15 protein-coding genes are annotated in these 13,142 nt (G+C 52.3%); 5 read left to right on the forward strand and 10 right to left on the reverse strand.

Features of this window, described 5'->3' with window-relative positions; genetic code table 11:
* Positions 1-65 precede the first annotated feature (65 nt).
* Entirely contained in the window at positions 66-935 is an 870-nt protein-coding gene (pldA, locus tag J4645_RS20875) for a phospholipase A (protein WP_001201692.1), read from the reverse strand.
* Positions 936-1,099: 164 nt separating this feature from the next.
* Here pldA and yigI point away from each other — a divergent pair, with 164 nt between their 5' ends.
* Together yigI and rarD are read left to right on the forward strand one after the other, a co-directional pair.
* Complete coding sequence (yigI, locus tag J4645_RS20880) at positions 1,100-1,567, forward strand: acyl-CoA thioesterase YigI (RefSeq protein ID WP_023214609.1); 468 nt, start codon at positions 1,100-1,102, stop codon at positions 1,565-1,567.
* Positions 1,568-1,610: 43 nt separating this feature from the next.
* Positions 1,611-2,498 carry an EamA family transporter RarD gene (gene rarD, locus J4645_RS20885; protein WP_000339081.1) on the forward strand — a complete coding sequence of 296 codons (888 nt, stop codon included), beginning with the start codon at positions 1,611-1,613 and terminating at the stop codon, positions 2,496-2,498.
* A 39-nt stretch (positions 2,499-2,537) separates the two neighbouring features.
* Here the strand turns inward: rarD and J4645_RS20890 are convergent, their stop codons facing one another.
* Positions 2,538-2,834: a hypothetical protein gene (locus J4645_RS20890; RefSeq protein WP_001156607.1), complete on the reverse strand. Its 297-nt coding sequence runs from the start codon at positions 2,832-2,834 to the stop codon at positions 2,538-2,540.
* A gap of 174 nt (positions 2,835-3,008) precedes the next feature.
* Between J4645_RS20890 and J4645_RS20895 the strand changes: the two genes are divergently transcribed.
* Positions 3,009-3,389: a hypothetical protein gene (locus J4645_RS20895; RefSeq protein WP_023214610.1), complete on the forward strand. Its 381-nt coding sequence runs from the start codon at positions 3,009-3,011 to the stop codon at positions 3,387-3,389.
* 47 nt (positions 3,390-3,436) lie between these two features.
* Here the strand turns inward: J4645_RS20895 and corA are convergent, their stop codons facing one another.
* From corA to J4645_RS20930, 8 genes are all read right to left on the reverse strand, one after another.
* Positions 3,437-4,387 carry a magnesium/cobalt transporter CorA gene (corA, locus tag J4645_RS20900; RefSeq protein ID WP_000947139.1) on the reverse strand — a complete coding sequence of 317 codons (951 nt, stop codon included), beginning with the start codon at positions 4,385-4,387 and terminating at the stop codon, positions 3,437-3,439.
* A 155-nt stretch (positions 4,388-4,542) separates the two neighbouring features.
* A complete protein-coding gene (gene ysgD, locus J4645_RS22325) occupies positions 4,543-4,599 on the reverse strand; it encodes a YsgD/CorL family protein (RefSeq protein WP_213083418.1) in 57 nt (18 codons plus the stop codon).
* 259 nt (positions 4,600-4,858) lie between these two features.
* Complete coding sequence (gene uvrD / locus J4645_RS20905) at positions 4,859-7,021, reverse strand: DNA helicase II (RefSeq protein ID WP_000383436.1); 2,163 nt, start codon at positions 7,019-7,021, stop codon at positions 4,859-4,861.
* Between the two features lie 135 nt (positions 7,022-7,156).
* Positions 7,157-7,873 carry a 5-amino-6-(5-phospho-D-ribitylamino)uracil phosphatase YigB gene (gene yigB / locus J4645_RS20910; RefSeq protein ID WP_023214611.1) on the reverse strand — a complete coding sequence of 239 codons (717 nt, stop codon included), beginning with the start codon at positions 7,871-7,873 and terminating at the stop codon, positions 7,157-7,159.
* The gene (gene xerC / locus J4645_RS20915) at positions 7,873-8,775 is read right to left on the reverse strand and encodes a tyrosine recombinase XerC (RefSeq protein ID WP_023214612.1); all 903 of its coding nucleotides are present in this window, start codon (positions 8,773-8,775) and stop codon (positions 7,873-7,875) included. Before xerC ends, yigB begins: the two co-directional genes overlap by 1 nt.
* A complete protein-coding gene (locus J4645_RS20920; RefSeq protein ID WP_000812763.1) occupies positions 8,772-9,479 on the reverse strand; it encodes a DUF484 domain-containing protein in 708 nt (235 codons plus the stop codon). The genes xerC and J4645_RS20920 overlap by 4 nt, the downstream gene beginning before the upstream one ends.
* Positions 9,476-10,300, reverse strand: coding sequence for a diaminopimelate epimerase (gene dapF / locus J4645_RS20925; RefSeq protein ID WP_001160671.1), 825 nt, complete (start codon positions 10,298-10,300; stop codon positions 9,476-9,478). Before dapF ends, J4645_RS20920 begins: the two co-directional genes overlap by 4 nt.
* A 36-nt stretch (positions 10,301-10,336) precedes the next feature.
* Positions 10,337-10,540 (reverse strand): lipoprotein, encoded by a 204-nt coding sequence (locus J4645_RS20930; protein WP_000799903.1) that lies wholly within the window; start codon positions 10,538-10,540, stop codon positions 10,337-10,339.
* A 185-nt stretch (positions 10,541-10,725) separates the two neighbouring features.
* Here J4645_RS20930 and J4645_RS20935 point away from each other — a divergent pair, with 185 nt between their 5' ends.
* The gene (locus tag J4645_RS20935; protein ID WP_001543655.1) at positions 10,726-12,738 is read left to right on the forward strand and encodes a hypothetical protein; all 2,013 of its coding nucleotides are present in this window, start codon (positions 10,726-10,728) and stop codon (positions 12,736-12,738) included.
* The gene (locus tag J4645_RS20940) at positions 12,717-13,106 is read left to right on the forward strand and encodes a DUF3021 family protein (RefSeq protein WP_023214613.1); all 390 of its coding nucleotides are present in this window, start codon (positions 12,717-12,719) and stop codon (positions 13,104-13,106) included. The genes J4645_RS20935 and J4645_RS20940 overlap by 22 nt, the downstream gene beginning before the upstream one ends.
* Positions 13,107-13,142 lie beyond the last annotated feature (36 nt).

The following is a 13,142-nucleotide window of genomic DNA, read 5'->3' on the forward strand; positions in this document are numbered from 1 at the left end:
AAATCAAAACAGGCGCTATTTTCAGCGCCTGCGAGAGAAACTGCAATGTTTAAAACACGATCCAATCAGAAGATATCGTTAAGCATCACGCCGACGCCGACACGTGTCTGATTAAAATTATAGTCGATCAGCGATTCGCCATAGCCGCTGTATACCTGAGTATAAAGCCGGACATGTTTAGTGACCGGATAGCTTAATCCAACTTCCGCGCCGCCGTAGCCTGTATTCCAGTTGTACTGGCCTTTGGCGCTTAATACCGCCTCGCCCAGGTGATAACCGATTTTAAGCTGGTAATAACCCATATATTTGGTGATGTCCGGATTATCGTCGGTACTGCCGATTACGTACCACGGTTTGACCTCTACCAGCCAGTTACCGTTTTCGGCCATCAGACGGGTATACAGACGGTTCCAGCTACGCGAGGTGGGGTCCGAACGTCCGTTAGAGTCATGGTTGTAGCCCATCTCTACGTCGCGCAACGTCCAGCCGGCAAAGCGATAATCGGTAGCAAAACCAAGAAAAAGCTGCGGTTCGTAGTTAGTTTCGCGAAACGGCGAAGATTCTTTACTGTTGGAAAGCTGCCACCAGGATTTCTGCGTATAGGAAGCGCCCAGTACCGAGTTCGGCCCCAGTATTCCGCGCCACAGCGGAAACGCCAGGCTCAACTGAAATTTCACTTCATCTTTACGTGCGTTTTCAGACCAGTTGTAGGTACTTATGGCCTCTTTGTTCAGATCGCTGGTGTTCGTGTAGATCAAGTAGTTCGTGTCATAAGGGTAAAGCGTAAAAGGGTTATCATGCTCCTGTAGCATGTTAGCGATGATACTTCCCCGTACTGCAGGCGCATCATGAACCTCTTTTATCGTAGCTTCTTGTGCATATGCCGCTAATGGCAGTAGCGTGGCTGGCAACAACCCTCTCAAAATCGCCCGCATTCTTGACGTTCTCCTGACGAAGTATTTTCAGCTTGAATCATTCTCTGCCAACCATTTTTACATATTTACACACATAGCCGTTAGTTATCCCTTCTTAAAGTAGAAAACAACAATTAAGAAGCATAATATCAACATTTCATTAACCAATGGGGTATCAGGAATCTATGTCCGCTGTACTTACCGCTGAACAAGCTCTGAAATTAGTGGGTGAAATGTTTGTCTACCACATGCCGTTTAATCGGGCGTTAGGGCTGGAGCTGGAATGCTATGAAAAAGCGTTCGCCCAACTGGCCTTTAACAACCAGCCGATGATGGTCGGCAACTGGGCGCAAAGCATTTTACACGGCGGCGTGATCGCCTCTGCGCTGGATGTCGCCGCCGGACTGGTATGCGTCGGCAGCACGCTAACTCGCCACGAAACCATCAGCGAAGATGAACTACGCCAGCGCCTGTCGCGGATGGGAACGATTGACCTGCGCGTCGATTACCTGCGTCCGGGCAGAGGCAACCGCTTTACGGCCACCAGTAGCCTGCTGCGCGCAGGGAATAAAGTGGCCGTCGCCCGCGTGGAATTACACAATGAAGATCAGCTGTACATCGCCAGCGCCACCGCTACTTATATGGTGGGATAAAAGCAGGTAAACTGTTGTTACACTTCAGATACGAGTTTTCCGGATGGACGCAAAACAAACACGGCAGGGCGTATTACTCGCTCTTGCCGCCTATTTTATTTGGGGGATCGCCCCCGCGTATTTCAAGCTGATCTATTACGTTCCCGCAGATGAGATCCTGACGCACCGAGTGATTTGGTCATTTTTCTTTATGGTGGCGCTGCTTAGCGTCAGCCGGCAGTGGCGACAGGTTAAGCGCTTACTGAAAACGCCAAAGAAGATTTTCCTGCTGGCCCTGTCCGCCGTACTGGTCGGCGGTAACTGGCTATTGTTCATTTGGGCGGTAAATAATCACCATATGCTGGAGGCCAGTCTGGGTTATTTCATTAATCCGCTGGTTAACATCTTGCTGGGGATGATTTTTCTTGGCGAACGCTTCCGTCGAATGCAGTGGCTGGCGGTGATTCTGGCGGTGTGCGGCGTGCTGGTGCAACTCTGGACCTTTGGCTCGCTGCCGATTATCGCGCTGGGGCTGGCGTTTAGTTTTGCGTTTTACGGCCTGGTGCGCAAGAAGATCGCCGTTGAAGCGCAGACGGGTATGCTGGTCGAAACGCTATGGCTGTTGCCGGTCGCCGCGATTTATCTGTTTGGCATCGCCGATAGCCCTACCAGCCATATGGGGCAAAACGCACTATCGTTGAACTTGCTGTTAATGGCGGCGGGTGTGGTCACTACGATTCCGCTGCTGTGCTTCACCGGAGCGGCTACGCGTCTGCGTCTTTCTACATTGGGCTTTTTCCAGTATATCGGCCCAACGCTGATGTTTTTACTGGCGGTGACGTTTTATGGCGAAGTGCCGGGCGCGGATAAGATGGTGACATTTGCGTTTATCTGGGTCGCGCTGGCGATTTTCGTGATGGATGCGATTTATACGCAACGGCGTAAGCATTAAATAATAAAATGGCAGCTATTATCTGGCTGCCATTTTATATTATTTCTTTTTAGTAAATAGCAATACAATAAATAATATAATATTTGTTACTGGAAACACGCCCAACACACCAATAAACTTATTCCAACCAACAAACGTTAAATAACGGGCATGGATCTGGCAAAAGCCGAATCCCAACGCTATTCCAATCCCCCTCAAATTTAATGAAGTACAAATCGACAGTACAACGAGCAGGACAATAGCAATCACCCACCATCCAATCCAGGCTTTAATGAATTCGGCTTTAGAAAAAGGGTCTTTACCAAAATAAACTTGCCAGAAATTTTTCTCTTGCATTTTATGAAATCCATTCATTGAAATTGTTAATTGCCAGATAATATATTTAATTATTATCTATTGCTGTGCAACGTAATTATCATGCCATTATTTACCATTACTGTCATTAGAAAATTCAGTGTGATATATTTACATGTGAGACCTGAAGTTGGTTATCAATATGGAAAAAATAATATGATTAGGATTATTAAAGATATTTTTCACCCTTCCCCCAAGGATACATTGAAGCGAGCAAAGTTTGTTATTTATACATTATCATCATGGATAATATTATTTACTATAATGCCTAAAAACCAATATCTTGATTTAATATTTATTATTGTCAATACCTATATCCATATTAATATTGGCGTGAAGAGAATCAGAGATTCAGGTTGCAGGGCACTTTATTTCATCGCATTGTCTATAGGTGTAAATGTCTTCTGTACAGTCAGTGTCGCACTCAATGGGGCTGATTGCGATAATATTGGTATACAACTCAATATTGCCTGGGTAATACTCACAACACTACTGCTATCTTTCATCGCTTCTTCAAAACAAGAACTTTCCTCATGATGAAGAACTTCCAACGGACTGGCGATTAAATCGCCAGCCCGTTGATTTTACAGCCAGTTCTTGCGCTTAAAGTACAAATACGGCGCAAGCCCCGCCAGAATCATAAAGATAATCGCGCCTGGATAACCAAAGCTCCACTTCAGTTCCGGCATAAACTCGAAGTTCATCCCATAGCTGGAAGCGACCAGCGTCGGCGGCAGGAACACCACGGAAACCACCGAGAAGATTTTGATAATGCGGTTCTGCTCGATGTTGATAAAACCCATCGCCGCCTGCATCAGAAAGTTCACCTTCTGGAACAGCGATTCATTGTGCGGCAGCAGAGATTCGATATCGCGCAGGATCTCACGCGCCTGCTCCAGCTGCCCGCCCGGTAAGCGCGCCTTGCGCACCAGGAAGTTCAGCGCGCGCTGGGTATCCATCAGACACAGGCGTACCTTCCAGCCGATATCTTCCAGTTCCGCCAGCGTGGAGAGCGCTTCGTCGTATTCATCGCCCTGATGCCCTTCCATAATGACGCGGCTCAGTTTTTCCAGATCGCTGTAGATGTTTTCGATTTCATCCGCTAACTGTTCAATTTTGGTTTCGAACAGATCGAGCAGTAATTCGTATGCATTACCGTCGACCATCGCCTGGCTGCGGGCGCGCATACGATACAGACGGAAGGCGGGCAGTTCGCGTTCACGCAGCGTAAACAGACGGCCATCGCGAATAGTGAATGCCACCGTAGAGTTACCGGCATGATCTTCCGCATCTTCGAAGAAGAAGAAGGAGTGGATATGCAATCCGTCTTCGTCTTCAAAGAAGCGCGCGGATGCTTCGATATCTTCCAGTTCAGGACGCGTCGCCAGACTCTGGCCCAGCTCAGATTGTACGCGCAATCGCTCGTCGTCGTCCGGTTCGACCAAATCAACCCATACGGCATCAATCAGGCTTTGTGACTCCTCGACTTCCAGCCGGGTCAGTCGGTTTTTTTCCAGTTGAAATGCGCTCAGCATGACCGGGACTCCCAATGCGTAAAAATATCGGACAGTTCAGATGGGCACACAGAAACAAATTGGGTTTCAGACCATTAAACAGCCTGACTCAACGCGACGGGAAAAAATGAAAGGTCGCTGACAACCGCTAAGGCTATCAGCAAAAAGGGATAGCCTTAGGAGTTGATCCTGGATAACAGGATAATGAGCCAGTATCTACTGGGTGTGTCCAAGGCGAATGTCCTCTTAGCGTAATCGTGGGCGCATGTTACGCCAGCAAAAATTTGCCGTCAACACGCAACGAAACGCGAAAAAGCAATAATTTCCCCTTATGCAGAAAGGTTAGCAGAGTGAGAGTATTTATCTATGATTTCAGAATATTAACATCAATATATCGCCGGATGGCGGCTTCGCCTTATCCGGCCTACAAATCAAAATGTTAGCCAGCGCGTAGGCCGGATAAGAGGTGCCATCCGGCAATATGAGAGCCGGTCAAACCGTTTCCAGCTTCGCATACGCGGCAACCAGCCATTTGATCCCTTGCCCCTGAAAAGCCACCTGCAACCGGCTATGCTCGCCGCTGCCCTCCAGGTTGACAATAGTTCCCTCGCCGAACTTCGCATGGCGCACGCGTTGGCCGAGTTTGTAGCCTGTGTCGTTTTCCGCCAGCGGCGTTCCCATTCGTTGATGGCTCACCGGACGACTGACGGTGGCGCGCAGACGGACCTCTTCCACGCACTCCTCCGGCAGTTCGCCGATAAAACGCGACGGGCGATGGTAGACCTCTTTACCGTACAGACGGCGAGTTTCGGCATAGGTTAGCGTTAGTTTCTGCATGGCACGGGTAACGCCGACGTAGGCCAGACGACGCTCCTCTTCCAAACGCCCGCCCTCATCCAGCGACATCTGGCTGGGGAACATGCCCTCTTCCATACCGACAATAAACACCTGTGGAAACTCCAGCCCTTTGGCCGAGTGCAGCGTCATCAGCTGTACCGCATCCTGCCAGGTATCCGCCTGCCCCTCGCCCGCTTCCAGCGCCGCGTGAGAGAGGAAGGCCTGCAACGGCATCAAATCTTCATCTTCGTCGTTGTAGCTGAACTGCCGCGTCGCCGTCACCAGTTCCTCTAAGTTTTCGATGCGCGTCTGGCCTTTCTCGCCTTTTTCTTGCTCATACATGGTGCGCAGGCCGGAATCTTTGATCACCCGGTCAGTCTGCACATGCAGCGGCATGTCGGCGGTTTCCTGCGCCAGGGCGTCGATCAGTTCCATAAAGCGTTGTAGCGCGCTGGCCGCACGCCCGGCCAGGGCTTTTTCCTGTAACAATTCACGGCACGCTTGCCACAATGTTAGCTGGCGATCGCGCGAGGTCTGGCGCACCACGTCCAGCGTGCGATCGCCGATGCCGCGCGTTGGGGTATTCACCACGCGTTCAAAGGCGGCATCATCGTTGCGATTGGCAATCAAACGCAGATAAGAGAGCGCATCTTTGATCTCCTGGCGTTCGAAGAAGCGCATCCCGCCATAAATGCGGTACGGCATACTGGCCTGTAATAACGCTTCTTCCAGCACGCGCGACTGGGCGTTGCTGCGATAAAGGATGGCGCATTGCGCAAGCGCGCCACCGTTGTCCTGCCAGGTTTTGATACGGTTAACCACAAAGCGCGCTTCATCCAGTTCGTTGAAAGCGCAGTACAGCGATATCGGTTCGCCATCAACGCCGTCAGTCCACAGCTTTTTACCCAAACGCCCGTTGTTGTTTTCAATCAGAGCGTTCGCCGCGCTAAGGATGTTGCTGGTCGAGCGGTAATTCTGCTCCAGACGAATGGTCTGCGCGCCGGGGAAATCATTGAGGAAGCGCTGGATGTTCTCTACCTGGGCCCCGCGCCAGCCGTAGATCGACTGGTCATCGTCGCCGACAATCATCACCTTACCAGTATCGCCCGCCAGCAGACGAACCCAGGCGTACTGAATGTTGTTGGTATCCTGGAATTCGTCCACCAGGATGTTAGTAAACCGCTCGCGATAGTGTTGCAGGATGTGCGGCTTGTTCAGCCATAGTTCATGAGCGCGCAGCAGTAGCTCGGCGAAATCCACCAGACCAGCGCGATCGCACGCTTCCTGATAGGCCTGATACACCTTCTGCCAGGTCTGCTCCACCGGGTTGCCATAGCTTTGAATATGGTGCGGGCGTAGCCCTTCGTCTTTCTGGCTATTGATGTACCACATCGCCTGACGCGGCGGCCACTGCTTCTCATCAAGATTCATCGCCTTAATCAGGCGTTTAAGCAAACGCATCTGATCTTCGCTGTCGAGAATCTGGAAATCCTGCGGCAAATTAGCGTCCATATGATGCGCGCGCAGCAGGCGGTGCGCCAGACCGTGGAACGTCCCTACCCACATTCCGCCCTGGCTGGTCCCCATCAACTGGCCAATACGATGGCGCATTTCCGCCGCCGCTTTGTTGGTAAAGGTCACCGCCATGATGGAGTATGGCGAGTTGTTTTCTACGCTCAGTAACCAGGCGATACGGTGCACCAGCACGCGGGTTTTCCCGCTTCCCGCGCCCGCCAACACCAGCATGTTGCTACGTGGCGCGGCCACCGCTTCGCGCTGTTTATCATTAAGGCTGTCGAGCAGGTAAGAAACGTCCATTGGCACCGCCGCGTAAAAACATGAAAACTAAAAACGCCCGGTGGCGCTTCGCTTACCGGGGCTACTTATCGTAGGGCGGATAAGCATAACGCCATCCGCCAGAATAACTGGGAATTTATACAGAACTACTGGTGATTATATCAGCGAGGTGAGAGATGCCAACCGCGAAATTTCGATATGCGGCAGTAAACGGCTGTCCTGCGTCCGCATCAGGTCGGCATTTTCAGGTTTAATCCAGCAGGCCTGCATCCCACAGCGAATAGCGCCAGCCACATCGGTAGTCAGATCGTCGCCGACATGCAGGATCTCGCCGATCGGCACATGCAGTTTTTCCGCCGCCAGGAAATACATGTCGCTAAACGGCTTGGAACGTCCATCCGGGCCGGCGCGCAGTACAAACTTAAAGTAATCGCCGAGGCCAAACAATTCCGGCTGGGCGTTGCCGTTAGTGATCGCCACCAGCGGCCATTTTTTCGCAAGCTGCTGTAACGTCTCATGGGTAGCCTGCGGAACCTCAATCTGGCTGCGCCATTTGGCAAAATGCATCATCGCCGCATTCGCGCCGGCAATGGCCTCCTGCGCCGATAATCCCGCATCCCGCATGGCCTGCTCTATCGCGCGATGGCGCCAGCGGGTAACGTCATGATAGATTTCCGGCTCCGCTTCACGCACCGCCTGCCGTATCCGCTGTAAATCGACGTTTTGAAACGAACGTAGCGACCGGTGATAATTCTGCATAAAAGCGAGCGCTTCCTGCTCAGTACGCAAAATCACCGGACGGTTATCATAAAGGGTATCATCCAGGTCAAAGGTGAGCGCGGCAATACGCCCCAAAGGCCGGTAAAAACGCATTATTTCCCCCGTTTAGCGCGCGGATGCGCCGCGTCGTACACTGAAGCAAGGTGTTGAAAATCAAGATGAGTATAAATTTGGGTGGTGGAAAGGTTGGCATGACCCAGCAGCTCTTGCACGCCGCGCAGATCGCCGCTCGATTCCAGCATATGGGTCGCGAACGAATGGCGCAGCTTATGTGGATGCACGTGGCTGTTTAGCCCCTGCTTTATGCCCCATTCGGCGAACCGTTTTTGGACATTGCGCGCGGAGATACGCTTGCCGAGCTTCGACAGGAATAACGCCTCTTCATCGCTGGCGAACAGGCCGCGCAGATCCAGCCAGTGCTCAATCCACGTCACCGCGTTACGGCCAATCGGCAGGCGTCGCTCTTTGCTGCCTTTACCCATTACCCACACTTCGCCGGTATCAAGATCGAGGTGCTTTATATCCAGGCCAACCAGTTCGGATAAACGCAGCCCCGCGCCGTACATGACCTCCAGCATCGCCCGGTCACGTACGGCGAGCGGATCGTTAAGATCGATGTCCAGCAGGCGGTTAACGTCGTCGACATCAATATTTTTCGGCAGATGACGCGGCGCTTTCGGTGCGGAGACACCCTTCGCCGGGTTAGCTTTCAATTCGCCCTGACTGACTAACCAGTCAAAAAAGCTTCGCAATGCCGAGAGACGTAGCGCCAGACTGGCAGGGCCAAGCCCTTTACGCCGACTGCGCACCGCAAAACTGCGCACAATCGCAGCGTCACATTGTTGCCAGCTTTTCAGCCCGGTTTCTCCGGCTAAAGCGATAATGGCATCAAGCTGACGCTGGTAGTTCTGCAGGGTAATGGGGCGAAGCTGGCGCTCCACGCCTAAATAGCGCAGGAAGCGCGAGACATCCTGAGAAAGCGCGACATCCGTCATACGCGTTTAATCCAGCGTTCCAGCAGCTCCGGCAGCATCAGCGCGATCTCCTGTAAAAGCTGCGTCCCCTGCCCCGGCTGATAGTGGTGCGGGTCACGGCTGCTGAAGAGAATCACCCCGAGGTCGCCATCGCTGCCCATCATCGACATGGCTACCGAGCCTACAGCCTTCGCCTCCGGCAAGACCACCAGCAGTTCCGGGCCGTTTAGCGGGCCAAGATAATGCTGCGACTGTCCCAGTCGTTGAATACGCAGCGGCTCAAAGGCCTGACGGTTTAAAGCCAGATGCGTATAGCGCGATGGCGCGCCAAGACGCCACCGATCCGGGAACAAACGCAGCGTCGCGCCGGCAAGCCCCAAATCGCGCGCCCAGCGGTGAAACCGCACCAGCATCTCATCCAGACTATCCGCGGCGACCAGACGGCTTTGCAGATGCAGCAAGCGATAAAACAGGCTTTCATTGGCATGAGCCTGTTCCATCAGCAGCGTCATATTTTCTTCAAGCACATTGATGTGATTACGCGCGCGGGCCATATGCCACTCAACGAGCGAAACCGTTCCCCGCACGGGATGTGGAACACGCATCGCTTCCACGGCATGGGCGTTACGGATAAAAAACTCAGGGTGGTGGCGCAGGTAATCGACGACCGCTCGATCGTCCAGTTCCGTGAGCGTTTCCTGTAGTTCTTCCTCTGGTTGCTTCATAAATGGATAAATCCGTCGTAGATATGTGCCGCCGGACCAGTCATGTATAACGGATGACCCGGACCTTTCCAGGCGATATCCAGCCGACCGCCCGGTAATTCCACGCGTACCTCTTCAGCCAACAGTCCCTGTTGAATCCCCACGGCAACGGCAGCGCACGCGCCGCTGCCGCACGCACGGGTCTCCCCTGCGCCGCGTTCATAGACTCGCAGCCGGATATGCTCACGTCTTACAACCTGCATAAAACCAATGTTGGCACGTTCCGGAAAACGCTCATGGCTTTCCAGAACCGGCCCCAGTGTTTCAACGGCCGCCGTGTCGACGTTATCAACCTGAATGACACAGTGCGGATTGCCCATTGAAACCACGCCGCACAGTATGGTCTGTTCCGCCGCTCGCATAATATACGTCTTTTCCGCTTTGTTGGCGCGAAAAGGCACCTGCGCGGGTTCAAAGTTTGGCTCCCCCATATTCACCCGCACCAGTTCATCTTCCGTGACGCTCAGTACCATCCGGCCATTCGCGGTACTGACCCGAATGTCGCGTTTATTGGTTAGCCCTTTCAGGCGAACAAATCGCGCGAAACAGCGCGCGCCATTGCCGCACTGCGAGACTTCACTGCCGTCGGCGTTGAAGATGCGGTAATGAAAGTCCAACTCAGGATCATAGGGCGGCTCAACCACCAGCAGCTGATCGAACCCTACGCCCAGGTGTCTGTCGGATAGCCGACGAATCAGTTCCGGCGAAAAAAAGACATTCTGCGTTACCGCGTCGACGACCATAAAATCGTTGCCAAGGCCATGCATTTTAGAGAATTGCATCATTCACTCCGTTCACGCGGGGACAGAAAACTATCCTCAGTAATTGACCTGGGACGGGCCATCTCCCGTTGCGCGATCGTTCTTATCGGGCATCGTGGACTGCGTTTGCGAATCGACTTTTTTCGTCGGCGGCGGCGCATTTTTATCGGCTGGCGGGAAATAAAGCGGCCCTTTCAAACCGCAGCCCGTCAGGCTGAACAGAGTCAGAAGTACAGCGAGTGTCTTAAACACGTTTTTCATTATGGATTGCCTGTAAGTTCATGCTTTCTATTTTCTATCATCGCAGGAGAAGGCGTAAAAGCAAGCGTTTAGGGGCTCTTTATAAAATCTGAAAAGCGGCGCGTTGCCATGATTATTGCGCATTTACATCAGGAAACATGCTTTGCTAATCACTTTAGGTTTACGTACCACGTCCGGATGACCTTATGCAATATCGTAATTTGTTTTGCCTTTTTTCGCTTTCACTTCTGCTGCCTCCCGCCTGGGGATGCCGGCTAAGTGAATCTCCGCACAATGTTTATCAACGGCAAGGCAGCGGCGTGGTTTATCTCCAGCCAGAAGAGGAGAACAATCTTTCGTTGCCGGAGGTGAATTTCAAACGCCTGCGTCGGTTACCCAATTCATTGATTAACCCAGCAACTCAGGATGAGTGGGACAGGGAACCACCGCTCACCGACCTGACGACCGATCACGTTCATACCGGTGCACAGGCTATCTTCCCGCACTTTTCCTACTACAGCGACGGACGCGTTATTCTGTACGGTGGAAAAATCATGCGTAATCCGCCGGGGACGCCATCGGTAGATGTCGCCTCATTTCGCGCCTTTGGCAAAATCGGTGTTGATAAAAATAGTCTCTATTACGAAGGCAAACGAACGGATGACAACGGCGGCGAAAACCGCGTTAATTTACAGTCATTGCGCAAAGTTGAATTCAGCAGCCAGTGGAAACCAGACCTGATGGGCTTGACGCTGCGCGACGATCGCTTTCTTTATGTCGAAGGGCATCGCCTGAGCGACCCGGGCAGTTTCACCGTTCTGGCGCAAAAGCCCTGGGATCAGCGCGGTAAATTTTCCGCCACATTTAATCCGTGTGTCGCTGTCCCCTTTGGTCCCTGGGATACGCTGGCCCGCACGCGTACAAAAATAATGCTCAATGGCGAACTATTGGATGCCGATCCGGATACCTTTTCCGTGGTGCGCTGGATGCCCGGTTCTCTATTGACCTGGCGCGATAAAAACGGCTTGCACCGTTACGTTCTCAACCAGAACAACCTGGATTGGGACATGCAAATTGAAAAACACTGTGATGCGTTCAACCTGCAGGAAAAACGCGTGCTGTGGCGTAAAGGACCGGGATGCAAATTTGCCGAAATCCCCGGCCTTGACCCGGAACAGTTTCATCCGCTCAGTAATGCGGTGGCGCAGTATCAGGATCGGCTTTATGTCATCAGGAAAACGGAATTCGGCGAAAACCAACTGGATGTCGTCACGCTGGATAACCCAAATCTGGTGATAGACAAGCGTTTTAATGCCGGGCGGCATCACGGTTATTTACTCACTAAAACGCGATCCGACTTTAAGGAAGAAGACGGATTGCAGGTATTCGAGTCGGCTGGCCCGCTTATTCTGATGGACTATCACGTTCCGGGCGAGACAGAAGCGCATCTGGGCGACAGCCCACATTACAAAAAATGGTACGCGCGCGACGATCGCTATGTTTACGCGTTTGATGGCGCTCAACTGTGGCGCTATCCCACGCCCAATCCCAAAGCTCTACGCGTGAAATGGCAAACAACGTACTCAGGATACGGCTATTGGGTGGATTACCGCATAGCCCAGTTAGATGGCGCTCTCATGGAGGATGGCTCTTTTATCGCCACGGGTATCCCGCGCGATCCTTCCGTAAAAACAGCCTATGTTAAAACCGATGGTACCTTTGACATCGGCAAAACAGCGGTTCGCTGGCGCAAGGTTCTGTCACCTGACGGCGAGTGGGGTCGTTGGCAAACCATTCCCAACGTTGACCCGAGTCAGTTTCATCTGGTTAACGATCGCATCGCGCAATATAAGAACCGGCTATACATTGCGAGGCTCTCACCTTTTGGCGAAGACCAGTTGGAAACGCTGGAACTGGATAGCGCAACCCCCTTCCTGAACCGGAAAATTAACGCCGGAAAAGAGCACGGCTATTTTATGCGTGATAGCCAACAAGGTCAGGGTATTCAGATCTTTAGCATCAATGGGCCGCTAAAAGTCACCGAGCGTTTTGCGTATGACAACCGCTACGTTTATACGTGGATTGGCAGCCAGCTTTACCGAACAGCATCCCCCTGCCCGGATAAGACGCATACTCTGAATAGGAACGTCAGGTACACCAACAATAAAGACATCATCATCATAACGCAGGCACAGGAATGCCAAAAATCACGCCGCTAAGCCGTTTTGCGCGCTTGGATAAACATTTGAAAAACGCCCTTCGGGGCGTGGGGATCGGTTCATGCATTTACGTCATTATTGAAAGCATTATGCACGGCACGATAAACGGTGTTGAAGCTGCCGGAGTCCTGACGATAAGCGCGGTACTCGGTCTGCTGAGCGCTCTTTTGGATATCAAAGCAAAGCCGCGCGCCCCCTTAATCCTGCTGCATTTTCTCCTCTGCGGCGGCTGCGTCGCGCTGATGGTGACAATGCTGTCGGCTCTGAACCATTTCCCGGTTAACGCGTCCGTTATACTTATCACCAGTGCGCTATTTATCGTCATTTATCTACCGCTGGGTTTTATTCTTTACCGCTCACAACGGTAATTCGTATCGGTTCCAGAAGCTGACGCTTCCCCTTAT

Source organism: Salmonella sp. 32082101201600294FB01SM01 (assembly GCF_017572865.1).
In the GTDB taxonomy this organism is placed as follows: domain Bacteria; phylum Pseudomonadota; class Gammaproteobacteria; order Enterobacterales; family Enterobacteriaceae; genus Salmonella; species Salmonella enterica.

Coding starts and splice junctions, on each gene's coding strand:
- pldA (WP_001201692.1), bottom strand. CDS start 935: ATGCGGGCGATTTTGAGAGGGTTGTTGCCAGCCACGCTACTGCCATTA.
- yigI (WP_023214609.1), top strand. CDS start 1,100: ATGTCCGCTGTACTTACCGCTGAACAAGCTCTGAAATTAGTGGGTGAA.
- rarD (WP_000339081.1), top strand. CDS start 1,611: ATGGACGCAAAACAAACACGGCAGGGCGTATTACTCGCTCTTGCCGCC.
- J4645_RS20890 (WP_001156607.1), bottom strand. CDS start 2,834: ATGCAAGAGAAAAATTTCTGGCAAGTTTATTTTGGTAAAGACCCTTTT.
- J4645_RS20895 (WP_023214610.1), top strand. CDS start 3,009: ATGATTAGGATTATTAAAGATATTTTTCACCCTTCCCCCAAGGATACA.
- corA (WP_000947139.1), bottom strand. CDS start 4,387: ATGCTGAGCGCATTTCAACTGGAAAAAAACCGACTGACCCGGCTGGAA.
- uvrD (WP_000383436.1), bottom strand. CDS start 7,021: ATGGACGTTTCTTACCTGCTCGACAGCCTTAATGATAAACAGCGCGAA.
- yigB (WP_023214611.1), bottom strand. CDS start 7,873: ATGCGTTTTTACCGGCCTTTGGGGCGTATTGCCGCGCTCACCTTTGAC.
- xerC (WP_023214612.1), bottom strand. CDS start 8,775: ATGACGGATGTCGCGCTTTCTCAGGATGTCTCGCGCTTCCTGCGCTAT.
- J4645_RS20920 (WP_000812763.1), bottom strand. CDS start 9,479: ATGAAGCAACCAGAGGAAGAACTACAGGAAACGCTCACGGAACTGGAC.
- dapF (WP_001160671.1), bottom strand. CDS start 10,300: ATGCAATTCTCTAAAATGCATGGCCTTGGCAACGATTTTATGGTCGTC.
- J4645_RS20930 (WP_000799903.1), bottom strand. CDS start 10,540: ATGAAAAACGTGTTTAAGACACTCGCTGTACTTCTGACTCTGTTCAGC.
- J4645_RS20935 (WP_001543655.1), top strand. CDS start 10,726: ATGCAATATCGTAATTTGTTTTGCCTTTTTTCGCTTTCACTTCTGCTG.
- J4645_RS20940 (WP_023214613.1), top strand. CDS start 12,717: ATGCCAAAAATCACGCCGCTAAGCCGTTTTGCGCGCTTGGATAAACAT.